At 61.0% G+C, this 26070-nt stretch carries 27 protein-coding genes; 12 read left to right on the top strand and 15 right to left on the bottom strand.

From position 1 onward, the window contains the following. Positions 1–279: 279 nt before the first annotated feature. Positions 280–696, top strand: coding sequence for a hypothetical protein (locus tag QF039_RS14305; RefSeq protein WP_003215097.1), 417 nt, complete (start codon positions 280–282; stop codon positions 694–696). Positions 697–714: 18 nt separating this feature from the next. On the opposite strand, the gene QF039_RS14300 is transcribed toward QF039_RS14305, so the two are convergent. Continuing rightward, entirely contained in the window at positions 715–1524 is an 810-nt protein-coding gene (locus QF039_RS14300) for a helix-turn-helix domain-containing protein (RefSeq protein ID WP_174717786.1), read from the bottom strand. 116 nt (positions 1525–1640) lie between these two features. On the opposite strand from QF039_RS14300, the gene QF039_RS14295 reads away from it, so the two are divergent. Beyond that, complete coding sequence (locus QF039_RS14295; RefSeq protein ID WP_003215101.1) at positions 1641–1958, top strand: DUF2834 domain-containing protein; 318 nt, start codon at positions 1641–1643, stop codon at positions 1956–1958. Beyond that, complete coding sequence (locus QF039_RS14290; protein ID WP_003215104.1) at positions 1958–2380, top strand: MAPEG family protein; 423 nt, start codon at positions 1958–1960, stop codon at positions 2378–2380. The genes QF039_RS14295 and QF039_RS14290 overlap by 1 nt, the downstream gene beginning before the upstream one ends. Here the strand turns inward: QF039_RS14290 and QF039_RS14285 are convergent. From QF039_RS14285 to QF039_RS14275, 3 genes are read right to left on the bottom strand one after another with little or no spacing between them, the layout of a single operon-like run. Beyond that, positions 2370–3293: a substrate-binding domain-containing protein gene (locus QF039_RS14285; protein ID WP_177050616.1), complete on the bottom strand. Its 924-nt coding sequence runs from the start codon at positions 3291–3293 to the stop codon at positions 2370–2372. The two genes, QF039_RS14290 and QF039_RS14285, sit on opposite strands and share 11 nt — an antisense overlap. Before the next feature lie 47 nt (positions 3294–3340). Beyond that, a complete protein-coding gene (locus tag QF039_RS14280; protein ID WP_307518995.1) occupies positions 3341–4483 on the bottom strand; it encodes a phytanoyl-CoA dioxygenase family protein in 1143 nt (380 codons plus the stop codon). Further along, entirely contained in the window at positions 4483–5328 is an 846-nt protein-coding gene (locus tag QF039_RS14275; protein ID WP_003215109.1) for an SDR family oxidoreductase, read from the bottom strand. Before QF039_RS14275 ends, QF039_RS14280 begins: the two co-directional genes overlap by 1 nt. Positions 5329–5451: 123 nt before the next feature. On the opposite strand from QF039_RS14275, the gene QF039_RS14270 reads away from it, so the two are divergent. Together QF039_RS14270 and iolG are read left to right on the top strand one after the other, a co-directional pair. Then, complete coding sequence (locus tag QF039_RS14270) at positions 5452–6477, top strand: LacI family DNA-binding transcriptional regulator (protein ID WP_003215111.1); 1026 nt, start codon at positions 5452–5454, stop codon at positions 6475–6477. A gap of 36 nt (positions 6478–6513) precedes the next feature. After that, positions 6514–7518, top strand: a complete 1005-nt coding sequence (iolG, locus tag QF039_RS14265) for an inositol 2-dehydrogenase (RefSeq protein WP_102369211.1) — start codon at positions 6514–6516, stop codon at positions 7516–7518. A gap of 42 nt (positions 7519–7560) precedes the next feature. On the opposite strand, the gene QF039_RS14260 is transcribed toward iolG, so the two are convergent. Both QF039_RS14260 and QF039_RS14255 read right to left on the bottom strand, forming a co-directional pair. Beyond that, the gene (locus QF039_RS14260; RefSeq protein WP_307518991.1) at positions 7561–8727 is read right to left on the bottom strand and encodes a cystathionine gamma-synthase; all 1167 of its coding nucleotides are present in this window, start codon (positions 8725–8727) and stop codon (positions 7561–7563) included. Continuing rightward, on the bottom strand, positions 8724–10100 hold the full coding sequence (locus tag QF039_RS14255) for a cystathionine beta-synthase (RefSeq protein ID WP_003215116.1): 1377 nt from the start codon (positions 10098–10100) through the stop codon (positions 8724–8726). The genes QF039_RS14260 and QF039_RS14255 overlap by 4 nt, the downstream gene beginning before the upstream one ends. A 265-nt stretch (positions 10101–10365) precedes the next feature. Here QF039_RS14255 and atzF point away from each other — a divergent pair, with 265 nt between their 5' ends. Both atzF and QF039_RS14245 read left to right on the top strand, forming a co-directional pair. Then, positions 10366–12165: an allophanate hydrolase gene (atzF, locus tag QF039_RS14250; RefSeq protein WP_307518988.1), complete on the top strand. Its 1800-nt coding sequence runs from the start codon at positions 10366–10368 to the stop codon at positions 12163–12165. 2 nt (positions 12166–12167) lie between these two features. Next, on the top strand, positions 12168–12854 hold the full coding sequence (locus QF039_RS14245) for a GntR family transcriptional regulator (protein WP_307518986.1): 687 nt from the start codon (positions 12168–12170) through the stop codon (positions 12852–12854). A 165-nt stretch (positions 12855–13019) separates the two neighbouring features. Here QF039_RS14245 and dapA read toward each other — a convergent pair whose 3' ends face one another. Next, the gene (dapA, locus tag QF039_RS14240) at positions 13020–13883 is read right to left on the bottom strand and encodes a 4-hydroxy-tetrahydrodipicolinate synthase (protein ID WP_307518984.1); all 864 of its coding nucleotides are present in this window, start codon (positions 13881–13883) and stop codon (positions 13020–13022) included. 292 nt (positions 13884–14175) lie between these two features. Further along, positions 14176–15144 carry an alpha/beta hydrolase gene (locus QF039_RS14235; RefSeq protein WP_307518982.1) on the bottom strand — a complete coding sequence of 323 codons (969 nt, stop codon included), beginning with the start codon at positions 15142–15144 and terminating at the stop codon, positions 14176–14178. 96 nt (positions 15145–15240) lie between these two features. On the opposite strand from QF039_RS14235, the gene QF039_RS14230 reads away from it, so the two are divergent. Then, positions 15241–15720, top strand: coding sequence for a VOC family protein (locus tag QF039_RS14230; RefSeq protein WP_087695027.1), 480 nt, complete (start codon positions 15241–15243; stop codon positions 15718–15720). Positions 15721–15733: 13 nt separating this feature from the next. Here QF039_RS14230 and QF039_RS14225 read toward each other — a convergent pair whose 3' ends face one another. Beyond that, a complete protein-coding gene (locus QF039_RS14225) occupies positions 15734–16897 on the bottom strand; it encodes a GGDEF domain-containing protein (protein ID WP_003215131.1) in 1164 nt (387 codons plus the stop codon). A 70-nt stretch (positions 16898–16967) separates the two neighbouring features. Then, the gene (locus QF039_RS14220; RefSeq protein WP_177009454.1) at positions 16968–17588 is read right to left on the bottom strand and encodes a LysE family translocator; all 621 of its coding nucleotides are present in this window, start codon (positions 17586–17588) and stop codon (positions 16968–16970) included. 240 nt (positions 17589–17828) lie between these two features. On the opposite strand from QF039_RS14220, the gene QF039_RS14215 reads away from it, so the two are divergent. Next, positions 17829–18395 carry a hypothetical protein gene (locus tag QF039_RS14215; RefSeq protein WP_307518978.1) on the top strand — a complete coding sequence of 189 codons (567 nt, stop codon included), beginning with the start codon at positions 17829–17831 and terminating at the stop codon, positions 18393–18395. 175 nt (positions 18396–18570) lie between these two features. On the opposite strand, the gene QF039_RS14210 is transcribed toward QF039_RS14215, so the two are convergent. After that, positions 18571–19716, bottom strand: a complete 1146-nt coding sequence (locus tag QF039_RS14210) for a serine hydrolase domain-containing protein (protein WP_307518976.1) — start codon at positions 19714–19716, stop codon at positions 18571–18573. 71 nt (positions 19717–19787) lie between these two features. Further along, the gene (locus QF039_RS14205) at positions 19788–20855 is read right to left on the bottom strand and encodes a fatty acid desaturase (protein ID WP_307518973.1); all 1068 of its coding nucleotides are present in this window, start codon (positions 20853–20855) and stop codon (positions 19788–19790) included. 315 nt (positions 20856–21170) lie between these two features. Between QF039_RS14205 and QF039_RS14200 the strand changes: the two genes are divergently transcribed. Then, on the top strand, positions 21171–21734 hold the full coding sequence (locus QF039_RS14200; protein WP_307518972.1) for a recombinase family protein: 564 nt from the start codon (positions 21171–21173) through the stop codon (positions 21732–21734). 158 nt (positions 21735–21892) lie between these two features. Here QF039_RS14200 and QF039_RS14195 read toward each other — a convergent pair whose 3' ends face one another. Continuing rightward, entirely contained in the window at positions 21893–22429 is a 537-nt protein-coding gene (locus QF039_RS14195) for an ATPase AAA (protein ID WP_008436317.1), read from the bottom strand. 121 nt (positions 22430–22550) lie between these two features. Here QF039_RS14195 and QF039_RS14190 point away from each other — a divergent pair, with 121 nt between their 5' ends. Next, a complete protein-coding gene (locus tag QF039_RS14190; RefSeq protein WP_177068106.1) occupies positions 22551–22919 on the top strand; it encodes a hypothetical protein in 369 nt (122 codons plus the stop codon). Between the two features lie 16 nt (positions 22920–22935). Here the strand turns inward: QF039_RS14190 and QF039_RS14185 are convergent, their stop codons facing one another. After that, positions 22936–23817: a LysR family transcriptional regulator gene (locus QF039_RS14185; protein WP_003215146.1), complete on the bottom strand. Its 882-nt coding sequence runs from the start codon at positions 23815–23817 to the stop codon at positions 22936–22938. 122 nt (positions 23818–23939) lie between these two features. Here QF039_RS14185 and QF039_RS14180 point away from each other — a divergent pair, with 122 nt between their 5' ends. Further along, a complete protein-coding gene (locus QF039_RS14180) occupies positions 23940–25070 on the top strand; it encodes an epoxide hydrolase family protein (RefSeq protein WP_003215148.1) in 1131 nt (376 codons plus the stop codon). Here the strand turns inward: QF039_RS14180 and argC are convergent. Further along, positions 25054–25986: an N-acetyl-gamma-glutamyl-phosphate reductase gene (gene argC / locus QF039_RS14175; protein WP_307518966.1), complete on the bottom strand. Its 933-nt coding sequence runs from the start codon at positions 25984–25986 to the stop codon at positions 25054–25056. The two genes, QF039_RS14180 and argC, sit on opposite strands and share 17 nt — an antisense overlap. Positions 25987–26070: the final 84 nt, after the last annotated feature.

Raw genomic sequence — 26070 nt, 5'->3', positions numbered from 1 at the left:
AAAAGTCTTCTGTCCCAGCGCTAACAGACTTGTCGTGCTTCCTATCATGGTGCCGCTCCCTTATTGGTAGCAGCAACAGAGCAAAACCCGGGCCATGTGCTGCATGCCTTGTGCGGCGCGGGCTGGGTGGTATTGCCGGGGCAGGGCGCAGGCCAGGAGTTGCCGGGGCTGGCAAAGGGTTGCCACGTCGGCTCGCGCGAGCGCATTTCAGAACGTTGGAAACTAAGTTCAGAATCTCCAGTCTGTAATAGCGTATCGCCACCTCTACAAGGAATTAACATGAAGCTTAAGGTCGTTTTGCTGGGCACGGTTTTGTTGGCTGCGCCGCTTTACCAAGCGGTTGCCGAGACGTGCAGGGCGAACAGTTATGGTGGGTCCGATTGCGAATACGACAATGGCACCTCTTCCAAGAGTCGCGCCAATAGCTACGGTGGGCAAGACACCCAATACAGCGATGGTACTTCCTCCAAGAGCCGCTCCAATAGTTATGGCGGGCAGGATATCCAATACGGTGACGGCACCTCGGCCAAGACCCGTTCCAACAGCTATGGTGGGCAAGACACTCAATACAGCGACGGCACCTCAGCCAAGAGCCGCTCCAATAGCTACGGCGGGCAAGACACCCAATACAGCAACGGCTCCTCCTCCAAGAGCCGCGCCAATAGCTATGGCGGGCAAAATACGACAAATAACTAATGGCCCCGCCGCGGCTTTCTACCTCACCAATGACCGCTCATACGCCGCGGTCATCACCTGCCACGTCTGCGCATCCGCCGGAATCAAATGCTCGATGCGCAACGACGTTACCGTGATGTCCTGAGGCATGCCGAAGGTGGTGAAGGTCGACATGAAGTTCAGCTCACCTTCACGGGAGTTGACGCGTGTCAGCACCAGTGGCGGCGGTTCATTGACCAAGGCTTCGGTACTTTGCGGGGCCGGCAGGCTGTCCAGAAGCCTGGCAAGTTCGGAGTTGCCCAACGCCTCGCGCGTCGCCCGTTGCCAGGCGATGGTGCGGATTTCGTCAGCGTTGATCAAATGATCACCCAGGCCGCCAGGCTGTAGCAGGGTGACCAGCAAATTCAGCCCATCAGCCGCCTCCGGTTTGATCCCCACCAGCTCGAACAGCACCTGGGTACTGGCGTTGGCGGCGAGCACTTCCCAGTGGCTGCCCAGCACGATCGCCGGTGCAGGATTGTTCGCGTGGAGCACATGGCTGATTGCCTCGCGAATAGCCTCCATGGAGGGCGAGGAGAGCGGGGTTGCCTCATAGCGCGGGGCGAAGCCGGCAGCGAGGAACACGCTGTTGCATTGCTCCAGCGGAACCTCCAGCGCCATCAGCAAATTATGCAAGGTGCCCGGGCTCGGCTTGGCGCGCCCGGTCTCGATGCAGCTCAGGTGGCGTTGGGAAACCCCGGTGATCAGCGCCAGTTCCAGCTGGCTCAATCTGGCGTGCCGACGCAGCACGCGCAGTTGCGTGCCGGCGGTGGTGTCGGGGTTGGCGCGGGGGAAAGGTTGGCTGCTCATGGGTTGACTCTGGCCGTGCGGGTCGGTGGTGTCGATGACCTTCGAGGTCATTGAGAGGGGAACGACGTTATCACTAATGTGCAGCTTCCCGAACCGTTGTCTCCAAGGAGGAGAACATGCGCAGACCCTGGATTGCCCTGGCCGGGCTGTTGGCTTTTGCCCTGTACACATTGATCACGATGCTGATCGCCGAACAATCGCTCATGGCGTTCGGACGTGAATTGATATCGAGGCCGGATACTGCCCAGGTGGTGATTGACTTGTATCTGATGGCGGCCTTGGCGGGCGTATGGATGTACCGGGATGCGCGGGCCAGGGGCAAATCCCTGGCGTCGGTGTTGCCCTATTTACTGGTAACGGCGGTTTTCGTATCCATCGGTCCGCTGCTGTATATCGTGGTCAACGGGTTCCGCGAACCTTCAGGGGGCCGGTGATGGAGGTTTATGCGTTGTGCGTACTGGTGCTGTTCTTGAAGATGCTGGCGATCTCCTGTTACCAGGGTTTCTTTCGACTCAGATTCCGTGCATTCACTAACCACGAGGATGCAGCTTTCTTCCATCGCGATGCGAATCCCCAGGAGTTACCGCAAGTCTCCCGGGCCGAAAAGGCTTGGGCCAATGATCTGGAAAATATTCCGTTGTTCTTCATTTTGGGTGGCCTGTGCCTGGCGATGGAAACGCCAGGCACCGCTACCGCGGGGTTGTTCTGTTTGTTCACCGCTGCCCGTGTGATGCATACGGTGATGTATCTGAGCGGCCGCCAGCCCTGGCGCACCCTCGCTTATGGAGTGGGAGTGCTCTGTTTGTCGGGGCTGGCCGGTCTGCTTGGCGCTGGGCTGATAACAATCAAGGGGTGAGAAAGGCCTGATAGTTGTCCTTGGTGATCTGTTGATAGGGAATGGTCAGCTCCGCCGTGTAGGGCTGCTTCCTGATCATCTTCAGCGCCAGGTCAATCGAGCCGACGGCCTGGCCCTTGTTGTCCTGATAGGCCGTGACTACCAATAGATCTTTCTTGATCGCATCCAGGCCGGCGGGGCCGCCGTCGCTGCCGCCCACCAGGATGTCCTTGCCAGGGTGCATGCCGGCCTGGGTAATCGCCATCGCGGCACCGATAGCCATTTCATCGGCATTGGCCGCCACGGCGTCGATTTTCTTGCCCGAGACGATCCAGTTGTTCATCAGGTCCATGGCCTTGCTGCGCTGCCAGTCGGCGCTTTGTTCTTCGACGATATGGATGTCGGGGTAATCCTTCAGTACGTTTTTCACGCCCTGTGTGCGGTTGTGGGTGGCGTTGTTGGAGAGCAAGCCGAGCATGATTGCGAGGTTGCCCTTGCCGTTCATTTTTTCCGCGAGGTAGCGCATCTGAATCTCGCCCGCTTTGATCTCGTCCGAGCCGACATAACCCACCCCGGCCGGCAGGCCCGGGATGTCAGGGCGACGGTTGACGTACACCAGCGGGATACCCGCCTGCTGGGCATTTACGGTCATTTTCTGGGTGGCGGCGGTGTCGACCGCGTTGACGATAATCGCGTCCATGCCTTGGGCAGAAAAGCTCTGCACCTGGTTCAGTTGGCGCACCACATCGCCTTGGGCGTCTTCGAATTGCAGGGTCACGTCGGTGAGGTCCCTGGCGTGGGCCGCCATGTAGTCACGCATCTGGGCGAGGAACACGTCGTCCACCTGGGCGATGCTGACGCCGATGCGTGTCTCGGCGAGGGCGAGCGGGGTAACGATGAGGGTCAGGAGCAAGGTCAGCAGCTGTTTTTTCATGGTGTCAGTCCGTTTTTTGTTGTTTTGAAAGACGTTGAAAACATTCCTCAGCCTTGGCGTTTGGCGTGTAGTTGCGCAACGCGTTCGGCAAAGGTCTCGCAGGGCCAGCGTTCGTTCAGTGCCTGCAACATCAGTTGCTGCCCGGTTTGCGGAGCCAGGCCCTGTAAGGGTGGGTCGGTATCCAGGTTGGTGGGAAAGGAATAGCCATCGGCGGTGCAGGCGATCACCGCGTGCAGCGCCTCGCCATCCATGACGTTGTCCGCCAGGCGCTCCAACAGGCAGGGGTAGAGCGCCAGCATCATCCGGTCGCGGTCCACAGCTTCCATCGTTTTGCCGAACGCCGAGGAGATTTGCAGCAGGTTGGCCATGCGCTGGCGGTCCGGTGTGCGATTGGTGCCAGCGGCGTGAAACAGGGCCGGGTTGAAGAACAGCAGGTCACCTTTGTTCAGCGGCAATTGCACGGCATGCTGCTGGAAGTACTCGATGAATTCAGTGCGCCTCCAGGCCAGGTAGCCCAGTGGGTATTGCTGGGAAAACGGCAGCAGTTGGGTCGGGCCGGTTTCCAGGGGCATGTCGCTGTGGGCCACGGCCCCTTGCAGCGTGAGGTATTGGGACAGCGTGTGCAGGGGCAACGGAAAGCGCTCCACCACGTCGATGGTCTGGAACCCGAGGTGATAATCACGGTGCGGTTGCTGGGCTTGGCCACCGGGGTGCACCACGTTGACCTGGGCCGTGACTTGGTAGCCCGGGCCGAGCCAGGCTTGTGCGATCAACCCCAGCAGTGGGTTGGAGTAATATTCGACAAAGGATGCCGGCGACTGCAGTGCCGCCTTCTGTAATGAGTTCCAGATACGTCCGTTACTGCCGGCCTTGGCGAAGTGGTCGGCGGCTACACCTTGCGCAGCCTCTTGGGCAAAGATCGCTTCGAATACCTGGCTGTGACGGTCCACCACGTCCAAGTCGGCATAGCCCTGGCGCACCACCATCACTCCCGGCCCCTGGCTGAACAGGCGATGCAGTTCGTCCAGCACGGCGTGACGATCGCCTTTGCGCAGTGCCTGGGCCTGATAGATCGGGATGTTGCTGCACACTTCGGCGCAGTGCGGGTAGTCCTCGGCAGCAGCCTGCTGGGCACAGATCGAGTGAAAATCTTCCAGTTGCACCGCATCGGCGCTGACAAAGGCAGGCATCACGCACCCTCCACCAGGCTCAAGGCCTGATCGGGGCGTGGGGTGCCGCCGTCGCCACAGCCGATGACGCCTTGCTCCAGGTCGATCACCGTGCCGGTCATCATTCCCGACTCGCGTGACAATAGAAATGCCACGCTCCGGGCCACCTCTTCAGGTTTGAGCAGGCGGCCGAAGGGCTGTGCGGCTTCGGCGGCCTCCAACCAGGCATCCCCGGCACCGTGGTAGTGCCGCTGGATTTCATCCTCGTGCGGTGTGTCCATCCAGCCGATGTTCAAGCCGTTGACCCGAATCCGGTTGCGCAGGGCGCTGAACGCCACGTTTTTGGTCAGAATCGCGAGAGCGCCCTTGGACGCCGCGTAGGCACTCAAGAACGATTGCCCGCCGTGGCCGGTGACACTCTGGATATTGACCACTGCACCTTCAACCCTCTGGCTGATCATCAGCTTCAAGGCTTCCTGCATCAGGAAAAACGGCGCCCTCACATTGACCGCAAATAGTCGATCAAACAGTTCGGGGGAGGTGTCGAGAATGGTGCCGCGATCCGACATCCCGGCGCAGTTGATCAGCCCGTGGAGGGTGCCGAAGTGGGCACGGGCCGCCTCGATCACGGCGCGGCAGTCGCCGATCTGTTCCAGGTCCGCCTGGACAAACACCGCGCGGCAATCGAGCGCTGCCAACTGCCGTACTTGCTCCTGGCCCTGGTCCGGGCGGCGTCCGCAGATGATCAGGCCGGCAGCACCGCGCCGCGCCAGGGTATGGGCGACGGCAGCCCCCAATCCCTGGGTGCTGCCGGTGACGACAAAGTATTGGCCTTTGAAGGTATGGCTGAGGTCGGTTGAAGGCATCGGGGTCTCCTGGGTTTTTGTTGTTTTGAAGGCCGGGCTCGACGCCGGGCAAAACTGAGACTAGCATTGCGGTCACCTCAATGAGTCTCAAAAAGACCTCAAAAAAACCTCAGGCTCAACGGCATGCTCGAACGCGCTAAACACTTTTCCATCAAGCAACTGGCCACCCAGGCGGGCGTCAGCAAGGCGACAGTCGATCGCGTCTTGCATGAGCGCGGCAGCGTGCACGCCCAAACCCGGCGGCGTATCGAACAGGCTCTGGATGAGCTGGAATCCCAGGAAAAAAATGGCCTGGCAGTAGGCCGTACCTTTCATGTCGATGTGATCATGCACACGCCCAAGCGCTTCAGTGCGGCGGTGCAGGCCGCCATCACCGCCCAACTGGGCAGCCTGGCACCGTTTCGTATCGCCCCGCGGTTTCATGTGTTCGAAGAGATCGAGCCTCAGGCGATGCACGACCAATTGCTGCGCTGCCTCGAGACCGGCAGCCAGGGTGTGGTGCTCAAGGCCGCGGACGAGCCGGCGGTGAATCTGGCGGTCAAGCACCTGGCGGCCGCAGGTATTCCGGTGGTGACCCTGGTCACCGATCTGCCCCACAGCGAGCGCATCGGCTACGTAGGCATGGATAACCGCACCGCCGGACAAACCGCCGCGTACCTCCTGTCCCGCTGGCTGTCACCCCAACCCCAGGAAGTGGCGGTGGTGATTGGCAGCGAATTGTTCCGGGGCGAGGAAGAACGCGAAATGGGCTTTCGCATGTGGCTGCGCGGCCGTGCGACGCACCTGCGGGTACTGGATATCAGCGGTGGGTACGGCGTGTATGACCGAACATTTGCCCGGGTCACCGATGCGTTGAAGCAGCATCCCGAACTGAAGGCGGTGTACAGCGTCGGCGGTGGCAACCGGGCAATTGTCGACGCCTTTGCGGCTCTGGATCGCCCGTTGGACGTGTTTATTGCTCACGACCTCGACGAAGAGAATCGCCAGCTGTTGGCTGAAGAAAAAGTCGCCGCGATTATCGATCACAACCTGCAGATCGATGCGCGCCATGTGTTTCTGCACATCCTGCAATTTCATCGGCTGTGGAAGGCTGGGCCGATTGCGCCGTCACAGGTACAGATCGTCACACCGTTCAACCTGCCGGACTGAATCTCCACACCCAATAACAATCCCAGGAGTTCGACCATGCTACGTATCGCTGTCCTTGGTGCAGGGCGCATCGCCAACATTCACGCGGCCAATGTCGCGGCCCATCCTGATGCCACTCTGGTGGTGGTCGCCGACCCCTGGCGGGAGGGCGTCGATGGCTTGGCTGCGCAGCTGGGTTGCGAGGCGGCCTATGACTGCGCAGCAGTGCTAAGTCGGGACGATATCGACGCGGTGGTGATTGGCACACCCACCGACACTCATATCGATTTGCTGCTGGCGGCCGTGTCCCAGGGCAAGGCCGTGCTGTGCGAGAAGCCCATTGACCTGGATTTCGCCAAGGCGCGGGCGGCGGCGCAAGCTGTGGAGCGCGAGGGCGGCAAAGTCATGCTGGGCTTCAACCGCCGCTTCGATCCCGACACGCTGCGCCTGCGCCAGGCCATCGACGCGGGGCAAATTGGTGCTGTGCGGCAGGTGATCATCACCAGCCGCGACCCGGGGTTGGCGCCACGGGATTACCTGGCACATTCCGGCGGCATCCTGCGGGACATGACCATTCATGACTTCGACATGGCGCGGCACCTGCTGGGTGAAGAGCCCATTGAAGTCGGCGCGATAGCCAGCCGGCTGGTAGATCCGAGCCTGGCGCAGATTGACGACTTCGACAGCGTGATGGTGCTGCTGCGCACCGCATCCGGGAAACAGTGCCATATCAACTGCTGTCGGGAGGCGGTCTACGGGTATGACCAGCGACTTGAGGTATCCGGGGCCAAGGGGGTGCTGCTCACGGATAACCATCGACCCAGCACCTTGCGCCATTGGAACCACGAGCACACCGAGGCGTTGGAGCCGTTGCAGCATTTCTTCCTGGAGCGTTATGCGGATGCCTACCGCAATGAGTTGGGGCAGTTTATCCAGGCACTGAGCGCGGGGCGCGCGCTGCCCACCAACATGCGCGATGGGCTGTATGCGTTGCACTTGGCGGACTGTGCGCTGGAGTCCATCAAGACCGGGCGAATGGTTGAGGTCAATTACGCTATTTAAGGTGTTGCCGGAGCGGGCATGCTCGCTCCGGCAGATTGCGCGTTAGATTTTTGCCAACGCCTGCGCCAGATCCGCCCGCAGGTCTTCCACGTCCTCAACCCCCACCGACAACCGCACCAACCCGTCACCAATCCCCAACTGCGCCCGGGTCGCTGCCGGGATGCTCGCATGGGTCATGATCGCCGGGTGCTCGATCAGGCTTTCAACGCCCCCCAGGCTTTCAGCCAACGCAAAGATCTTCACGTTTTCCAGGAAGCGTGTGGCGCCCGCCAGGTCGCTTTTCAGGTCCACCGAAATCATCCCGCCAAACCCGCGCATCTGCCGGCGTGCCAGCTCATGCTGCGGGTGTGATGCCAGGCCTGGGTAATAAACCCGCGCCACTTGCGGCTGTTGCTCCAGCCACGTCGCCAGTTCCAGCGCATTGCTGCAATGGCGCTCCATGCGCAGCGCCAGGGTCTTCACCCCGCGCAAGGTCAGGAATGCGTCGAACGGCCCGGCAATCGCGCCCACGGAGTTCTGCAGGAAGCCCACGCGTTCGGCCAGTTCAGGATTCTGGCCGACCACCGCAATGCCGCCGATCACATCGGAGTGGCCGTTGAGGTACTTGGTGGTGGAGTGCACCACGATGTCGAAACCCAGCTCCAGCGGGCGCTGGATCCAGGGGCTGGCGAAGGTGTTGTCGGCCACGCAGATGATGCCCCGGGCCTTGCAGATGCGGGAGATGGCACTGAGATCGGTCAGGCTCAGCAGCGGGTTGCTCGGGGTTTCGACCCAGACCATCCGCGTGTCGTCCTGCAGCGCGGCTTCGAAGGCCGACAGGTCGGTCAGGTCGACGAAGCTGAAGCGATGCCCGGCGCTGCGCTGGCGCACTTTGTCGAACAGGCGGAAGGTGCCGCCGTACAAGTCATTGCCGGAAACCACGTGGGAACCGGCGTCGAGCAGTTCCAGCACGGTGGAAATCGCCGCCAGCCCGGAGGCGAACGCGAACGCCTGGGTGCCGCCTTCAAGGTCGGCCACGCAGCGTTCCAGGGCAAAGCGCGTCGGGTTGTGGGAGCGTCCGTAGTCAAAGCCTTTGTGAACGCCGGGGCTGTCCTGCAGGTAGGTGGAGTTGGCGTAGATCGGCGGCATCAGCGCCCCGGTGGTCGGGTCCGGGGATTGCCCGGCATGGATCACGCGGGTGGCGAAGGCGCTTTTATCGTGCTGGGTCATGCAAGGGATCTCCGTAGGTGATTGAGCAGGTCGACGCGGGTGATCAGGCCGTGAAAGCCCGAGGCGTCGGCAATGATTGCCACCAGCCCGCGATCCAGCTCGGCCTGCAATTGCGCAAGGCTGGCGCTGGGTGCGAGGGTGTGAAGGGCGTTGGTCATGGCGCTGCCCACGGTCATGGAAAAGTGCGCGGCGTTCTGATGCAGGCCGAGCAATACATCCGACTCGTCGAGCACCCCCACCAGTTGCTTGCCGTCCACCAGCACCGGCAGCTGTGAGACGTCGGCCAGGCGCATGCGCTGGAAGGCGGTGAGCAGGCTGTCGTCGGGGCCGACGCTGATCACCCGGCCGTCCTCGAAACGACGGGCGATCAGGTCGCGCAGGTCGCCGTAGTGTTTGTATTGCAGCAGGCCGGCGTCGTTCATCCATTGGTCGTTGTAGACCTTCGACAGGTAGCGCGTGCCGGTGTCGCAGACGAAGGTGACCACGCGCTTGGGCTCGGTCTGTTCGCGGCAATAACGCAGGGCGGCGGCCAGCAGGGTGCCGGTGGAGGAGCCACCGAGAATGCCTTCGGCCCGCAGCAGTTGGCGGGCGTGGTCGAAGCTTTCTTCGTCGCTGATGGAATAGGCGTGGCGCACGCTGGAGAGGTCGGCGATCGAGGGGATGAAGTCTTCGCCGATACCTTCCACGGCCCACGAGCCGGGTTCGGTCATGGTGCCGCTGCGGCTGTACTCGGCCATCACCGAGCCGACCGGGTCGGCCAGCACCATGGCCAGGTCAGGTTGCACGCGCTTGAAGAAGCGCGTCAGGCCGGTGAGGGTGCCGGCCGAGCCGACGCCAACCACGATGGCATCCAGGTCATGTTGGGTCTGGGCCCAGATTTCCGGGGCGGTGCTGGTCTCATGGGCCAGGGGGTTGGCCGGGTTGTTGAACTGGTCGGCGAAGAACGAATCGGGAATGTCCTTGGCCAGTCGCGCCGCCACATCCTGGTAATACTCGGGGTGGCCCTTGCCGACATCCGAGCGGGTGATGTGCACCTCGGCGCCCATGGCTTTCAGGTGCAAGACTTTCTCGGTGGACATCTTGTCCGGCACCACCAGCACCACCCGGTAGCCTTTGGCGCGTCCCACCAGGGCCAGGCCGAGGCCGGTATTGCCGGCGGTGGCTTCGATGATGGTGCCGCCGGGGCGCAGGCGGCCATCCCGCTCGGCGGCGTCGATCATGGCCAGGCCAATGCGGTCCTTGATGGAGCCGCCGGGGTTCTGGGATTCAAGCTTGAGGAACAGCGTGCACGGGCCGGTATCGAAGCGGCTGACCCGCACCAGCGGGGTATTGCCAATCAGTTCGAGCACGGCGGGGCGGGAAGCGGTGGGCATGTCGTCACCTGGCTACGGAAAGGGCGTATGGGATGGACAGCAGCGTTTACAACATGGTTTCGAACATAGGCCGGTATCGGGCCGCTCGCAACCGCGCGGCCGCCAGAATGTCTTTTTTTGGCGCATTGCTGCTTCATGACGGAGCACGGCTGGAGGCGATCCATCGGTGGGTTTTCTGTCAACCTCACGTATTCATTGGCTTGCAGCTGATTGGCCCAGGGTTTGCTAAAAGAAATCCAAACTTGGATACAAGATGGAATCCTCAATGCGCAACGAACAACTCGGCTGGACCCTGGGTGAATGGCAAGCTGCCTACCGCAGCCAGGCGCTGACTCCCGACATTCTGTTGACCCTGGCGAGCACGTTTCCCGCCGAGGACAACGCCTGGATCAGCCAGGTGCAACCGCAGCAGTTGCGTGACCAGTTGGCGCAGTTGGCCGAGCGGCTTGCGGCGGTCAATGGCGATATCGACCAGTTGCCGTTGTATGGCGTGCCGTTTGCCATCAAGGACAACATCGATGCGGCGGGTTGGGAAACCACGGCGGCGTGTCCTGAGTTTGCCTATACCGCCGCGGCGGATGCCTCGGTGGTGGCGCGGTTGCGGGCGGCCGGGGCGATCCTGATGGGCAAGACCAACCTCGATCAGTTCGCCACCGGCCTGGTCGGTACACGCTCGCCCTACGGCGCGGTGAGCAACAGTTTTAACCCGGACTATGTCAGCGGCGGTTCCAGCTCGGGTTCGGCCTCGGTGGTTGCCCGCGGGCTGGTGGCGTTTTCCCTGGGCACCGACACCGCCGGTTCCGGGCGGGTGCCGGCGGGCTTCAACAATATCGTCGGGTTGAAGCCGACCAAGGGGCGCTTGTCCAACACCGGACTGGTGCCGGCCTGTCGTACCGTGGACTGTATTTCGGTGTTTGCGCTGACGGTTGAAGATGCCGAGACGGTTGCGGGCCTCGCTGCTGCTTACGACGCCAGCGACGCCTATTCACGCGTCAATCCCAACACTGCTCCCGTAGCGGTCGGCGCCACAATCAAGCTGGCGGTTCCGGCCAGCCTGGAGTTTTTTGGCGACGCGCAGAACCAGGCCGTATTTGAACAGGCGCTGCTCAGGTTCCAGTCCCTCGGCGCCGAAATCACGGCGGTGGATTTCAGCCCGTTTCAGCAACTCGCCGAGCAGCTCTATTACGGCTCCTGGGTTGCGGAGCGCACGGTGGCACTGGAAGGCATGCTCGCCAGCAACGCCGAAGCGATCAACCCGGTGGTGCGTGGCATTGTGGAAAACGGCCACACGTACAGCGCCTGCGATGCCTATAAAGCCGAATACCTGCGCGCCGAACTGAGCCGCCGCATCAACGACACCCTGGCCGGTTTCGACGCCTTGCTGGTGCCGACATCGCCGACGATCCGCACCCTGGCGGAAATGGCCGTGGAGCCGGTGCTCTACAACTCGCAGTTTGGCTTCTACACCAACTTCACCAACCTGGCCGACCTCTCGGCACTGGCCGTGCCCGCCGGGCTGCGGAGCGACGGCCTGCCGTGCGGCGTCACCCTTATCGCACCGGCCTGGCACGACGCCGCCCTGGCGCATCTGGGCAAGCGTTGGCAGGCCGGCCTTGATCTTCCGCTGGGCGCTACCCAACGCAATCTGCCGCAACCGGCACCGGCGCGACAGGCGCCCGGCAGCGTGCGGGTGGCGGTGGTTGGGGCGCATCTCACCGGGATGCCGCTGAACTTCCAGCTGACCAGCCGCAACGCCGTGCTGGTGGAGCAAACCCTGACGGCGAGCAACTACCGCCTGCATGCACTGCCGGGCACGGTTCCGCCCAAGCCGGGGCTGGCCAGGGATGACTCGGGCCGCTCGATCATCGTCGAGCTGTGGGACATGCCTGTCGCCCGCTTTGGTGAGTTCGTCGCCGAGATTCCCGCGCCGCTGGGCATCGGCAACCTCACCCTGGCGGACGGGCGCAGCGTGAAGGGTTTTATCTGCGAGCCCTGGGCCCTGGCAGGCGCCATCGACATCACCGAATTCGGCGGCTGGCGCGCCTACATGGCGAGCAGGAACTAGGCATGCAGCTCTCAACCATGAGAAAACCCGGCGAACGGCCGGACAGCCTGGCGGAACGGGTCTACCAGCAGGTGAAGGACGACATCTTCGGCTTTCGCCTGCTGCCGGGTGATCGCTTCAGCGAAGGCGACGTGGCCGAGCGCATGCAGGCCAGCCGCACGCCGGTGCGCCAGGCGCTGTATCGGCTGGAGCGGGAAGGGTACCTGGAGGTGTTTTTCAGGAGTGGCTGGCAGGTGCGGCCGTTCGACTTCAACTATTTCGAAGAGCTTTACGACGTAAGAATCGTGCTGGAGTTGGCCGCCGTCAGCCGCTTGTGTGGCATGGCGGAGCAGGGGCTTGAACGGCTTGAAGCGATCTGGCGGGTGGACGAAAGTGCCCGGCTGGATGACGCACAGGTCGTCTGCGCGCTGGATGAGGAGTTCCACTGCGGGTTGGTGCAAGCCACGGGCAACGCTGAAATGGCGCGCATGCATTACGAGATAACCGAGAAAATCCGCATCATTCGGCGGCTGGATTTCACTCAGCAATCACGTATCGCAGCGACCTATGAGGAACACGCAAGCATCCTCGATGCGATCTCGGCACGGCACCGCGATCTGGCGCAGCAACTGCTCAAGACTCACATCGAGGTGAGCAAGCAGGAGGTGCGCAAGATCACGTTGCATCGGTTGGCGGTGGCGAGAGGATAAGCCCTCGTATCGACGAGGCAGCCCGCCCCCTGTGGCGAGGGAGCTTGCTCCCGCTGGGGTGCGAAGCGCCCCCAAAACCGGTCACCCCATTTTACCTGGCGAAAACGCGGTGCCTGAATTGGGGCTGCTGCGCAGCCCAGCGGGAGCAAGCTCCCTCGCCACGGGTTATTGCCGCACGCCTAATACTTGCTGCAACCGATTTGTCACCGTCTCACTCGCCCCCAACATCGGCGCCCGCAACTCACTGCCGATCAAACCCTCCATCGCCAGCGCGGCCTTCACCGGCGCCGGATTGGGCTCCACGAACATTGTGTGAATCAACGGCAGCAGCCCGAAAAACGTCTCGCGAGCCGCCAGCAACCGGTTGTCGCGAACCTGTCGATGCAGCGCCACAAAATCCGCGGTACGCACATGCGCCGACGCGGCAATCGCGCCGGTCGCTCCCAGGCACAGCGCGTTGAATATCTGCACATCCTCGCCACACAACACATCCACATTCCCGCTGGCCAGCAGCGCCAGGGTATTGGCCAGGTTGCCGCCACAATCCTTGATCGCGACGATCCGTTCATGGGCAACGATGTTCAGCAACGTCGCCTGTTCGAAGGCGATACCGGTGCGGTAGGGAATGTCATACAGAATGATCGGCACACTGGACGCATCGGCCACGGTGCGGAAGAACGCTTCAAGGCCCGCCTGGGACGGGCGGATGTAGCTCGGCGGCGGTACCAGCAAACCGGCCACTGCGCGTTGCAGGATTTCACTCTGGAACTGCAGCAGCTCAATCTGGTTATACCCTGCCAGGCCCATCACCACCTGCTGCGGCGGTACCAGTTCCAGTACGGCATCCAGCATCGCCAACTGCTCACGGCGGCTCAGTGCTGCGGCTTCGCCGGTGGTGGTGCAGACCATGATCCCGGCCACGCCTTGTTCCAGCAGATGGCAGACCAGGCGGCGCAAGCCGATGAAGTCGATGGCGCCGTTATGAAACGGTGTAACGACGGGAACCCAGATACCTTGAAACGATGACATGCGCTTTCTCCTGATGGTTGACCGATTTCGTCACCGTCAGAAGGGCAGAGGGAAGTAAGCAAGAGGAGGGGGCCTTCGCGCTCAATGTCCTGTCAGCTCATCTGACGGGACAGCGCGCCCCGGTCACATGAGCGACTGTTTCTTCGATTTGAGGGCGTGCGCAACGCAACCTTGCGCCTTGGCAATCAAGCCAATGACGGAAAAGTTGAAGGTCGTTGCAGACATTGAGGACACACCCTGAAGAAGGCGCTTATCTTTATGGATTATTACAGGGTGTGTCAACTCACGGCGATCAGTCGCGGTTCAACCAGTGGCGCACGAAACGCACCTGCTCTGCCGACAGTTCTGCGTCTTCCGGCGCGCCCATGAAACCGCCGTGGGGCATTGCTTCAAAGATGTGCAGTTCCACCGGTACCTCGGCCCGGCGCAGCGCCCGGTGCAGGCGTACGGCGTTGGACAGGAACAGGTCGCGGGTGCCGCTTTGCACGAACGTCGGCGGGAAGCCCGCTGCGAAATCCCCGAACAGCGGCGACAGGTACGGGTGAGACAAATCCGCGCCAGCGGCGTACAGCAGGTTGGTGCTCATCAGCGGGTTGGGCAACACCACGTCGACGGTGCGGTTGACCTGGAAGCTGTCGCCCGATTCGGTCAGGTCCACTTCAGGTGACAGCAATACCAGCGCGGCCGGCAGCGGCAAGCCTTCGTCGCGGGCGCGCAGCACCATGGCAGCGGCGAGGTTGCCTCCGGCCGAGCGTCCGCCGATCACGATCTTGTCCGGGGTGTGGTGCTTCAGTACATGCCGGTAGGTGGCCATACAGTCATCGAGTGCCGCCGGGTACGGATGGTCAGGCGGCATGCGGTAGTCCACGCCGTAGCAGGCCAGGTTGTGCAGGTCGGCGTGCTTGCCGGCGGCGAGGCGGGCGTTTTCGCCGCCGCCGAACACCAGGGCGCCGCCGTGCAGGTCGATATAGGCGAACTCGGCCCCGTATGCCGGCGTCGCCCGGTACACGGTGGCGTCTTCCACGGTGAATGTCTCAACGTGGTCTGCCGTCTGTCCTGCCTGGGACGCCGCGTACTGTTGGGCAACTGCGGCCTGCATGCGGCGCCAGCCAGCGTGGTCATCGGGTGCGGGCAGGGTGTACAGGCTGTTCAGCGGCACGCCATCGGCGTTCACCATGCGTTGCAGCATCGCCTGGGCCTCGGGGCTGATGGACCGCGGAGCCGGGATGATTCGCGGGTCGATCCTTACACCATTACTCATTCTCTGCACCGTTTGGGTTCATGTCAGGACGCGAACGCATTCTTGTCGGTAGCGGTACTACACTGCAAGTCCGAACCTCCACGCTGGAGAACACTCATGCTCAGCAAAAACACGGTGTGCCTTTGGTACGACGGCAGTGCACTGGACGCTGCCAACTTCTACGCCAGGACCTTCCCGGACAGCGCAGTGACCGCGGTCCATCACGCCCCCGGGGATTATCCGGCGGGCAAACAGGGCGATGTGTTGACCGTGGAATTCACCGTCATGGGTATTCCTTGCCTGGGGCTGAACGGCGGCTCCGGCGTGCAGCACAACGAGGCGTTCTCGTTCCAGGTGGCCACCGACGACCAGGCGGAAACCGACCGCTTGTGGCACGCGATTGTCAGCCATGGCGGCCAGGAAAACGTCTGCGGCTGGTGCCAGGATAAATGGGGGGTGAGATGGCAGATTACCCCGCGTGTACTGAGCGCGGCGATCACCCACCCCGACCCGGCAGCGGCCAAGCGGGCGTTTGATGCGATGATGGGGATGACCAGGATTGATATTGCGGGGATTGAGGCGGCGCTCAAAGGTTGATGCACCGATTGAGTCAATCGGCGCCCACCGCCGTCCGGTCCACCAGACGAATACGGTTGCGTCCACCGCGCTTGGATTCATACAGCGCCGCGTCGCCTTGTTCGATCAAGGCCGCGAGGCTGGCGGGGGGCGTGTCGAACAGGCTGGCGCCGATGCTCAATGTCACCGCTTCGGGCGTGGCGAACGCCTGCGAGGCAGCCTGATGAAACTGTTCGCGCAGGGCGCTGCCCAGCGCGACAATGCGCGCGTTCGAGGTGTCGTTAAGCAGGATCACGAACTCGTCGCCACCCAACCGCGCCGCCAGCGAATCATCGGGCAACTGCGCGCGAATCATCTCGCTCAGGGCCACCAGCAGCCGGTCGCCCGCGGTATGGCCGTACAGGTCGTTGATCAGCTTGAAATTGTCGATGTCGATCAACAGCAGGGCACCCGGCCGGGCCTGCGAGACCTCGCTCAGCAGGTTCGGCGCGCGCATTTCAAGGGCGCGGCGGTTATACAGCGCGGTCAACGGGTCGCGGGCGGCCAACCGTGCAATCTGTTCCTCACGGCGGTAGCGCTCGGTGCCGGTCATCGACAATGCAATCAGCATGATCGCCATGGCGCCTTCCACCAGCGACACCTGAATGATCTCGCCACGAAACGCCGTCAGGTCGATCAGTGTCCCCGGCACGATCGCCACCAGCGACTTGGCCAGATAGAACAGCCCGTGGGCCAGCAGCACATAGCGCAGTTGCACCGCGCCCACGCTGAGTGATCGGCCATGGGGGCGCAACAGGAAACTGGCCCGCAGGGTCGGCAGGGCAACCAGCAGCGAGTTGGCCAGCAGCATGGCCCTGGACCACGACTGTCCTTCCGGCAACAGCAGCATGGCAAACCAGGCCACGAACATCAGGTACCAGGCGCGAGACAGGCGCACCTGGGTGAAACGCGCAACGCCCAGCAGGAACAGCCAGTGGGCGGTGATCAGCAGCCCGTTGGCGAACCAGATGCCGATCAACAGCAGGCCGCTGGCCCGCAACAGCGCCAGGGTGCTGCCCACGCTGATGATGGCGAAACCGGCGGTCCAGTACAGCAGCGATGGCTCGCGGACATTGCGCCACTCGACGGCCAGGTACAGCGCGGCGGCGCCTGCCAGTGCGATGGTGAGGACCAGTATGGTGATGGGGTCGAGCGCCATGGGCGAGCTGGCCTGCCTGAGTTGCGGTGAGACGGCGATTGTAAGCGTTTTCGCCGGTTTTTCGCAGTGCTCAGGCCCTGCGCGCCATCAGCAATACCGTCGCGGCGGCCGACAACAACCCCGCACAGCAGCGGTTGAAAATCCGCTTGCCCCGAGGCTGCGCGAACCAGCGGCGCATATGCAAACCCATATAGGCGTAGGCGCTGATGGCGAACCATTCCAGCGCCAGGAACATCGCTCCCAGCAGGGCAAATTGCGGCGTGATCGGACGTGCCGGGTCGACGAATTGCGGCAGGAAGGCGGTAAAAATCAGGATTGCCTTGGGATTGCCGGCGGCCACCAGGAACTCCTGTCGCGCCAAGGCCCACAAGCCCGCCTTGGGCGCTGTCGACTCAGCCTCCGCGTGCGGATTGGACCGCCACAGTTGGTACGCCAGATAAAATAGATACGCCGCCCCCAGGATCTTGATCCCGTAGAACAACAACTCCGAGGTTTGCAGCACCACCGCCAGCCCGGCGGACGCGAGGGCGATCATCCCGGCAAAGGCCAGCAGTCGCCCGACGCCTGCCAGGCACGAAGTGCGGTAGCCGTAGCGGGTGGAGTTGCTCACGGACAGCAGGTTGTTCGGGCCTGGCGCCATGTTCAGGGCGAAGCAGGCCGGGAGGAAGAGGGTGAGGGTGGCGAGGTCCATGGGGGGCTCCGGCGGGCGCTGGCAGGTAAGGCCACGAGGATAAGGGATGTGAGGCGGTTGAACAATTTGCGCTAATGGGTAGAACCGATGGCGCTCTGGCCATGTCTGTGAATCGCGGGTAAATAGATCGGTCACCATGACGCTCATTCGTTAATATGCCCGGCATGCCAATCGGGTAAAGGAAGTTGGCGTGAAGCACGAAGTACTTTTCCCGGGAATTAAAAATAGAGTAGGCAGGGAATGGAATATCCTTCATTTGAAAACAAATCAAAGATAAGAACCTTGTTGTTGGTGGTGTGTCTGGTATTTGGAGCATGGATTGCTTATATACTCTGGGCCGGTCGCATTGTAATGCGAACGGTTTTAATGCCATCGATTCCCGAGTGGACGACCTATATAGTCATTGGTTGTCTGGTTGGACTCTTTTTTGCTGCAAGGGCCACCTACTATCGTCCGGCTGTAAGAAACCCGAACCGTGTTGGAGAATCTTTTTTTGGTGGTTTTTGCCTGGGTCTGATTTTGTCCTTGCACAGTTATGACGTCGTGACGTACCTGTTGCCCGGCGACATTGTTCAGTATGCGTCACCATACGAGCTGGTGACTCCGGGGCCCTACGTTGGAAAGTTCAGTCGTTGTGAGGCGGGTCTGCGGATTAAGGATTTAAAGACTGAGCGCTGGGTTGCGCTTTGTACCACTCAGTCGGAATTCAACGATCAAAGAAAGACAGGCATGAATGCAGTGTGGGTGACTGCTCATTCAAACGAGATAGGTTCTTATATTGAGGCGTATGAATTTATTTATAAATAAATCATGTCGTCGTTGTACCAGCCTTCGTTCATAAGCCAATGACTCATTGTTGGCCGGGAGGGGAAGGTTTCGGTTTGCCATCAGCCACTTGTGTCTTGCCACAAACTTGCTGCGTTGCATTCGGCAGTATTGCGCCCCCTTGAAAGCCTCAGATGAACAGATCCGCCCCTTGCCTTCAAAGCGCCGCATAGACAAGGGATGAAAGTCGGCGGGGGCGTGGATCAATCATCGAATGGCTGCCCGAAGTCGTGGTGACAAAACCGAAGCTCACTTGTTTTTCGGGATCAGCGAAACTGATCGGGCCACCAAGCCCGATATGGCCAAAGGTGTTCGGGCCCATTGCATGGGAAGCCGTCGGGTCGCGTTGCTGCTCGAGCATGCAACCCAATCCATAACGCATGGGGCGCATCCATACTCGATCCATGCCATGACTGTGCTCACGGCTGAATTCAGTAAGCAGCTCGGGACCGATAAAGTTTCCTGCCATCAATGCACTGTAGAAACCGGCCAGGCCGTGAGCCGAACCGTGTCCACACACGGCGGGTTGCCGGTAGGCCCACCAGCGAGGGTCACTGGTTCGTCTGGGCACCATTCCGGGGTTGGTGAAGGCGAGCGTCGCGATATGCGACGGCTCGTTTTTCACCACGGTTCGCAACGCCTGCGAGTAAGGGTCACCGACTCGTCCCGTGGCACTGTCGAAACGCGCGATACGGTGAAAGTGTTCTTCGCTCACGCCAAGGTGCACGTCCAACTCATGGGGATCGAGAATCTCTTCGTGGATAAACACACAGGGATCTCGTCCGTCCACCCGGCGAATCAACTCGCCGAGGATCCAGCCAAACGTGGTGGTGCCGTAGCCCAGGTCTGTTCCCGGTTCCCACCACAGCGGCTCGGCCTCCAGCAGTCGCAGCATGTGCTCCCAGTCATACATCATGGGGTTATGGTCGGGCCCCCGCAGCGCCGGCAGGCCTGCGGTATGGTTCATCACCTGGCGCAGGGTGACCTTTGTTTTCCCGCTCCGGGCGAACTCGGGCCAGTAACGGGCCACGGGTGCATCCAGCTCCAGCTTGCCCGCCTCAACCAACATCAGGACGGCCACCGCGACATAGGGTTTTATTACGCAGAAGGTATTGGCCAGCGTATCGCGGGTCCAGGGTTTCGTGCCCGCCTGGTCTGCCATGCCGGCCCACAGGTCGACAACGATCTCTGCGCCTACCTGCACGCACAGGCCGGCCCCACGTTCCTGCGGATCATCGAACATGTCCTCGAAGGCCTGCTTGACCGCTTCAAACTGCTTCGCACATATCCCTTGCGCTTTCATACCTCAACGTCCTCGTATTTGAAGTGCGGCCCTTGATACTTGCCGAACACCGATAATGGTTGTGGAGGAATTCACCCACGAGACCGAGTTTGGGAGTGCTCCATGGAAAAGCGATTGGCTCGTTTGTAGGTGCCGAAGTCATTGAACCTGACACCGGCCTGGGCCATGACTTTATGAGCATGAGGTGCCGTCATCTGACGCAGATAAAACGGGTCTCTCACCACGAAGTGATGGATGCTGTGAGTGCTGCCAAAGTTAAAACAGAACAACTGGAACGGCCACAGCCACCAAGGGTTCATCACCTGGGTTTGTTGTAATGCGTTACGCGGGGCAACATCGCCGTAATAGTGCATATTTGAACTTATAAAGAACAGGCAGAACTGCCGTATCATATTGGGCGCTATAAGAATAACCACTGCGCTATTGACGATATCCATTAATTCCAGCGTCGTAGCTGAACTGTGAACCTCCATCCCGGTAATTGACCCAAGCCAGACATACAGGTGGTAGCCGAGGAACACATACCAGCACCCCCAATACAGAAGCCCGAATGGTGTATTGAGCCGAATGATCTTGCCTAACAATTTTACCTTTTGCCTCCATCCAGGGGCAAACACCGCATTTAGAAAACCAAATACAAATCCGTCCACCAGTTTGAGTAATCGCAGTATTCCCCAAGGACTGCCGCTCGTGGTGATCCAGGCTTCAACATCAGAATCAGTTCCGGACTCCTTATGGTGATGAAAGTGCAGACTGCGTCTTAGCCACGGGCTGGGCATACCCGGGCGTGCCAGCCAGCAGAAGAGCATCATGGCATTATGGGCCAGCGGCTGTTTTCTAAAATAAAGGCGATGAATCAGGTCATGTTCGATTTCATGAATGAACGAAGTCAGCAGCGCATTGACCAGAATACACATCCATGCGGGGATAAAACCCTTTAGATAGAGCCCTCCCGTAATGACCATCCCTATCAGGGAAAACGCCATGACACTCGCGCCCAGAGCATCCTGGTGCTGCAGGATCGGATAACGCTTTCGCAGGTAGTTCCCATGATCGGTAATACTGCGGGTTACCTTATCAATCTTTTCCTGATCGGCAGTTGGGCGATCAATTTCGATGGCGCCTTCCAAGACATTCATCCATTCATCCTCTGATTGCATCGAGAAATTAACAGCCGCGTCAAGCCGGTCATGTCAATTATTTGAGCTGTAAAACAGTAGATACTCATATGGGTTGCTTGAATTGCACGGGGCATTCAAGGAGTACGAAATCGACTTTTTTGCGAAAAGCTTGTTAGAATTCCATACTTCAAAATGATAAGGGAAGTTCAACTCTTTGCGACTGTGTATTTTGGGTGGGTTCAGTGTTACAAGTGCGGTGTAAGGAATTGATGATTTAGTTACAGTTTGTACAAGTATAAAATGACGCTGTACAAGTATTGCCAAGGAGGCACCATGAGATTGCATCGCATCAAATATGTCCGGCGCGCTCTAAAAGAGCCCGAGGGTGGCGTAGAGAAAATAACAAGCGACGATGTATTTGATGCCGTGTTTTGCGATGAGCCGGCAGACAATGCCGCGAATCCTGCAGGCCTGGAAAGGCTACTCCGCTACCTGCAGTGCGGGGATACCGTGGTGGTGGACAGCATGGCAGCGCTGACTTCAAGCACGGAGGAGCTGTGCGCCATCATTCGCCGGTTGATTGAAAAGCAGGTCACGTTGGAGTGTTTGAACGAAAACCTGGTTTTCCGGCATGACTGTCTTGAAGTCGTGGAGTCGATCATTGCGGTAATGGAGCTGATTGCAGAGTTCGAGCGCGCTGCGATGAGGGAAAGACAGGCGGCGGGAATTGCCAGTGCAAAGAATCGTGGGACTTATAGAGGTCGCAAGAAAAAGCTGTCTGACAATCAGGTTGTAAACTTGATTGACCGGGCCGCTGCTGGAGAAAGTAAATCCAAGTTGGCGCGTGATTTTGAAATCAGTCGGCAGACGCTCTATCGGTACTTGAGATCCAGATAGGGGCTTCTTCGGGTCGCACGAGGGAGCGGCTGCCAACAAGATCCTACAGTTGAAAAAACCTGTAGGACGGCATGGCGCGAAAGCGGTGGAAGTCTTGCCATCAATGATTTCTTCACTGGCAAGACGACCCACTATCGCGGCCAACGCTCCTGCTCCCTCTATTCAAGGCAGCCTTCAGATGCTGCGGGCAAGCGCTCGAGAAACTCGGCGATCTGCTGGCCACCGCGCAAGTGCACCACGGGCACCGACGGGCCTGCCGCCAACCGCACCGCCTCGATACCTGGCCGGTGGCCGCGATCAAACGTCCACACGTACTTCAGGAATGTCAGGAACTCCCGGTCGAGTTTCTCGGTACAGCCGGCGGGAATATCCGGGCGCGGGCGGTTCAGCGCACTGCGCAGGATCACCCGGGTAAAGCAGGTGAGCCGTGGCGTGTCGAGCCAGATGATCAAATCGGCACGGGGCAGGCGCAGGTCGAACGTGCGCCGCGCATAGTTGCCTTCACACACCCAGCCATCGGCGGCAACGGCGTCGCGCACGCGGGTACGGAACTGCTCGGCGTCGGGCTCGACCCAGCCGGGCGACCAGAACAGGGTGTCCAGGTGCACCACGGGCAGGCCCAGGCGTTGTCCGAGGGCGCGGGCGAGGGTGGATTTTCCGCTGCCCGCATTACCGAGAATCACGATGCGTTGCATGAAGGGACGTCCTGTCGCGGGAAAGCCCACAATTGTGCAGGTTTTACATGACCGACAAAAGCCATATGAGGTAGGTTGGGCGCCCCGGAATGAACCCTCTCGACCAAGGAAGCGCCTGTCAATGCCAAATGCCTTTTGCCAAATCAGCGAACGCCTGGACAACCGCCGGTTTATCGTCGCGGGCAACACCCATGGTGTGTCCGGTACAGGCACCGTGTTTCATTACCACGTCGATGAAAACGCCATATGGGGCACCTACCAGGGCGGCCGGATTCGCATGGGCAATCAAGTCGGGCGCGCCACAGGCCCCGATACCATCGAGTTGCTGTACCAGTGCCTGACCACCGAGGGCGAGATTCTTGCCGGCTGGTCCCGGGGCACGCTAGGCGTGGATGACGCCGGGCGTACCACCCTGGCCTTCGTCTGGGGCTGGTTGTCGGGCGCGACGGGAGGCGGGGAGTCGAACTACGTCGAACTCGTTGCCGAGTAATCATGCAATTTCGCGCCTACTGGAACCGCTCAACCAGGTAGTCGACAAAACACCGGACCCGCGCCGGCGTGTGGGTACCGCCGAGGAACACGGCATGGATCTCTTCGCCATCGCCTGGATTGAATGCCTCCAGCAGCGGCACCAGCCGACCCGCCTGAATGGCGTCCGCCACGGTCTCGGCGCAGACCCGCGCGATGCCGATGCCCTCGGCCGCCAATTGGCCCTGGGTGTCACCGTTATTGGTTTCGACATGGCCCTTGATCGTCAGTGAATAGTCGTGGCCATCCTTGCGAAACGGCCAGGTGGGCGCCGCACGCTTGAAGTTGAAACCGATGCAGTCGTGATCCAGCAGGTCTTCCGGCACCTGCGGCGTGCCGCGTCGTGCCAGATAGCTCGGCGCAGCAATGATGACCTTGTGGGTGGCGCCCAGCCGGCGGGACGTCAGGCTGCTGTCGGGCAGCGGGCCCAATCGCACTGCGACGTCGGCTTGCCCGGCGGCGATGTCGACCACGGTGTCGGTCAGGTTGATGTCCACCAGGATGTCCGGGTAACGCTGAATGAACTCGCCCAACAACGGGATCACGAAGGTCCTGCCATACAGCAGCGAACTGCTGACCCGCAGGCGCCCGCGGGGTGAACTCTGGTCGGTAATCTGCTGTTCGGTTTCCCGCAGGTCCGTGAGGATCCGCCGGGCGCACGACAGGTAGGCGGCACCCTCCGGGGTCACGGTCAGTGAGCGCGTGGTTCGCAGCAACAGGCGTACGCCCAGCCGGGCCTCCATGCGGTCCAGCACCCGCGCGATGGAGGAGGGCGCAAGGTTCAAGCGACGCGCGGCCGCCGAGAAACTCGCGGTCTCGGCCACGAGGGTAAAGATTTCCAGTTCGTCCGTTATGTCCACGGGAAACTCACTTGTGCGTTTTTCGCAAAGGCCTTGAGCGGCGTAATGGGGTTCACATCGGTTTTTGTCGGGTTCAGTATTGCGTAAAGCAATGCAATACGGAAACTCACCAGGAGAATCCCATGATCTTGCCCTACACCATCAATGTCCCCGACGAACGTCTTGTGGCCATCCGCGACAAAGTCGCCGCCTACGATTGGACCCGGCTTCCCGATTTGGGAGGGTGGAAGTCGGGCGTTGGCGTGCGCGACCTTCAGCGCCTGGTCGCTTACTGGCTGGAATCCTATGATTGGCGCCGGGTCGAAAAACACCTCAACCAACTGCCCAACTTCATCACCGAGATTGAGGGCGAGCACCTGCACTTCGTCCATGTGCGGGGCGACGGTTCCAGGCCGCCGATCCTGCTGCTCCATGGCTGGCCAGGTTCGTACCTGGAATTCGAGGCGCTGCTGGAACCGCTGGCGGCTGACGGACACGATGTGATCGTGCCGTCGCTTCCGGGGTTTGCATTCTCCAGGCCGATCACCGGAGTGATTGGCCCCCGTCGGGCGGGCGAACTCATGCATGGGCTGATGGCCCGGCTGTTCGGGCCAACCCGCTTCATCGTTCAGGGCGGTGACTGGGGTTCGGGCATCGCCGGTTGGATGGCCCACGATCGGCCCGAGGCGTTACTGGGGATTCACCTGAACATGGCCGACCTGCTGGCCCAGGGCACCGTTGCGACCACGCCGGAGGAGGAGGCTTTCGTCGCCCGGCGTGACGTGCTGATCGACTGGGAAACCGGCTACAACCACCAGCAGGAAACCCGCCCGCAGACCCTGGGTGTCGCGCTGGCCGACAGCCCTGTGGGGGCCGCGGGATGGATCCTCGAAAAAATCGGCACATGGGCCGATCTGCCCACTACCGCCGATGGCAGCCCGGATCTCTGGGGCACCTTTACCGAGGAGCAACTGCTGACCAACATCATGTTGTATCTCGCGCCATCTTCCATGGTCACCGCGACGTGGATGTATCACGGCAAGCGCCTTGAGGGATCGTCAAAATTCCCGGTCGGCACCCGCATCCAGGTGCCGACCGGATTTGCCGCCTTTCGTGATCCGGTGTTCGTGCCGCCGCCGCGCTCATTTGCCGAAAAGACCTTCAACATCGTGCACTGGAGCGAGATGCCCGCCGGTGGTCACTTCGCGGCCTGGGAGCAGCCGGCGTTGATGCTGGCGGACCTGCGCGCCTTTATCGCTACGGTCTCGGCTTGATCATCAAATCCAGGTTCTGCACGGCGGCACCTGCGGCGCCCTTGCCGAGGTTGTCGAATATCGCCGCCAGCAGGACCTGGCCCGTCTCGTGGTTTTCACACACGATCAGGCGCACATCGTCCGTGCCGTTCAGCGCTTGAGGGTCAAGGTAGGTCAGCTCCTTGGCGGCCTGCATCGACAGCACCTGGACGTGATTCGTATCGCGGTAGTGCTGAGTCAAACAGTCATGCAACCGCGAGCCATTCACACCCGGCGCCAATAACCGAAGTTGCAGGGGGATGGTCAATACGATCCCCTGGCGAAAAGCCCCGTAGGCCGGCACAAAGGTCGGCCTTTCCGTCAGCCCGCTTTGCTGCTGAATCTCCGGCACATGCTTGTGTGCCAGCCCAAGCCCATACACCAGGAAGGCGGGCGCCTGTGAGGCGTCGGCGCCCTCATGCTCCTGCACCCCGGCGCGGCCCTTGCCGGAATAGCCCGAGACGGCATGAATGGTCGTCGGGTAGTCCCCGGGCAGCAGCCCGGCCTCAAGCAACGGGCGCAGCAACCCAATCGCACCGGTGGGATAGCAACCGGGATTGCTCACCCGCTGCGCCGTGGCAATGCGTTGCGCCTGTTGCGGGTTCATCTCGGCGAAACCGTAGGTCCAGTCGGGATGAGTGCGGTGTGCCGAACTCGCGTCGATCACCCGCACGGCCGGATTGTGGATGCTGGCGACGGCGTCCCGTGCGGCGTCGTCGGGCAGGCAGAGAATCGCGATATCGCAGGCGTTGATCATCTCGGCGCGCTGCTGCGGGTCCTTGCGGTGTTCAGGGCTGAGGGTGATCAGTTGCAGATCGGTGCGGTCGCGCAGGCGTTGATGGATCTGCAGCCCGTTGGTGCCTTGGTCGCCGTCGATGAATACAAGAGGATTTGCCATGGGATGCACTCGGATAGGAAATCAGGTGTTCCAATCTTCGGCCAGCCGCTAGGATAGGAAAAGTTGAATTTCCAAACGATGAAG

The organism is Pseudomonas sp. W2I6 (genome assembly GCF_030815935.1).
Lineage (GTDB): Bacteria > Pseudomonadota > Gammaproteobacteria > Pseudomonadales > Pseudomonadaceae > Aquipseudomonas.
This window is presented reverse-complemented; position numbering and strand designations above follow the sequence as displayed.

Bases quoted from the DNA above. Each gene is read 5' to 3' on its own strand.
- QF039_RS14275 (WP_003215109.1), bottom strand. From the start codon at position 5,328: ATGCCTTCAACCGACCTCAGCCATACCTTCAAAGGCCAATACTTTGTC.
- QF039_RS14305 (WP_003215097.1), top strand. From the start codon at position 280: ATGAAGCTTAAGGTCGTTTTGCTGGGCACGGTTTTGTTGGCTGCGCCG.
- atzF (WP_307518988.1), top strand. From the start codon at position 10,366: ATGCGCAACGAACAACTCGGCTGGACCCTGGGTGAATGGCAAGCTGCC.
- QF039_RS14220 (WP_177009454.1), bottom strand. From the start codon at position 17,588: ATGGACCTCGCCACCCTCACCCTCTTCCTCCCGGCCTGCTTCGCCCTG.
- QF039_RS14270 (WP_003215111.1), top strand. From the start codon at position 5,452: ATGCTCGAACGCGCTAAACACTTTTCCATCAAGCAACTGGCCACCCAG.
- QF039_RS14245 (WP_307518986.1), top strand. From the start codon at position 12,168: ATGCAGCTCTCAACCATGAGAAAACCCGGCGAACGGCCGGACAGCCTG.
- QF039_RS14210 (WP_307518976.1), bottom strand. From the start codon at position 19,716: ATGAAAGCGCAAGGGATATGTGCGAAGCAGTTTGAAGCGGTCAAGCAG.
- QF039_RS14255 (WP_003215116.1), bottom strand. From the start codon at position 10,100: ATGCCCACCGCTTCCCGCCCCGCCGTGCTCGAACTGATTGGCAATACC.
- QF039_RS14290 (WP_003215104.1), top strand. From the start codon at position 1,958: ATGGAGGTTTATGCGTTGTGCGTACTGGTGCTGTTCTTGAAGATGCTG.
- QF039_RS14215 (WP_307518978.1), top strand. From the start codon at position 17,829: ATGGAATATCCTTCATTTGAAAACAAATCAAAGATAAGAACCTTGTTG.
- iolG (WP_102369211.1), top strand. From the start codon at position 6,514: ATGCTACGTATCGCTGTCCTTGGTGCAGGGCGCATCGCCAACATTCAC.
- argC (WP_307518966.1), bottom strand. From the start codon at position 25,986: ATGGCAAATCCTCTTGTATTCATCGACGGCGACCAAGGCACCAACGGG.
- QF039_RS14195 (WP_008436317.1), bottom strand. From the start codon at position 22,429: ATGCAACGCATCGTGATTCTCGGTAATGCGGGCAGCGGAAAATCCACC.
- QF039_RS14190 (WP_177068106.1), top strand. From the start codon at position 22,551: ATGCCAAATGCCTTTTGCCAAATCAGCGAACGCCTGGACAACCGCCGG.
- QF039_RS14180 (WP_003215148.1), top strand. From the start codon at position 23,940: ATGATCTTGCCCTACACCATCAATGTCCCCGACGAACGTCTTGTGGCC.
- QF039_RS14280 (WP_307518995.1), bottom strand. From the start codon at position 4,483: ATGCCTGCCTTTGTCAGCGCCGATGCGGTGCAACTGGAAGATTTTCAC.
- dapA (WP_307518984.1), bottom strand. From the start codon at position 13,883: ATGTCATCGTTTCAAGGTATCTGGGTTCCCGTCGTTACACCGTTTCAT.
- QF039_RS14285 (WP_177050616.1), bottom strand. From the start codon at position 3,293: ATGAAAAAACAGCTGCTGACCTTGCTCCTGACCCTCATCGTTACCCCG.
- QF039_RS14225 (WP_003215131.1), bottom strand. From the start codon at position 16,897: ATGGCGCTCGACCCCATCACCATACTGGTCCTCACCATCGCACTGGCA.
- QF039_RS14300 (WP_174717786.1), bottom strand. From the start codon at position 1,524: ATGAGCAGCCAACCTTTCCCCCGCGCCAACCCCGACACCACCGCCGGC.
- QF039_RS14295 (WP_003215101.1), top strand. From the start codon at position 1,641: ATGCGCAGACCCTGGATTGCCCTGGCCGGGCTGTTGGCTTTTGCCCTG.
- QF039_RS14230 (WP_087695027.1), top strand. From the start codon at position 15,241: ATGCTCAGCAAAAACACGGTGTGCCTTTGGTACGACGGCAGTGCACTG.
- QF039_RS14235 (WP_307518982.1), bottom strand. From the start codon at position 15,144: ATGAGTAATGGTGTAAGGATCGACCCGCGAATCATCCCGGCTCCGCGG.
- QF039_RS14205 (WP_307518973.1), bottom strand. From the start codon at position 20,855: ATGAATGTCTTGGAAGGCGCCATCGAAATTGATCGCCCAACTGCCGAT.
- QF039_RS14200 (WP_307518972.1), top strand. From the start codon at position 21,171: ATGAGATTGCATCGCATCAAATATGTCCGGCGCGCTCTAAAAGAGCCC.
- QF039_RS14260 (WP_307518991.1), bottom strand. From the start codon at position 8,727: ATGACCCAGCACGATAAAAGCGCCTTCGCCACCCGCGTGATCCATGCC.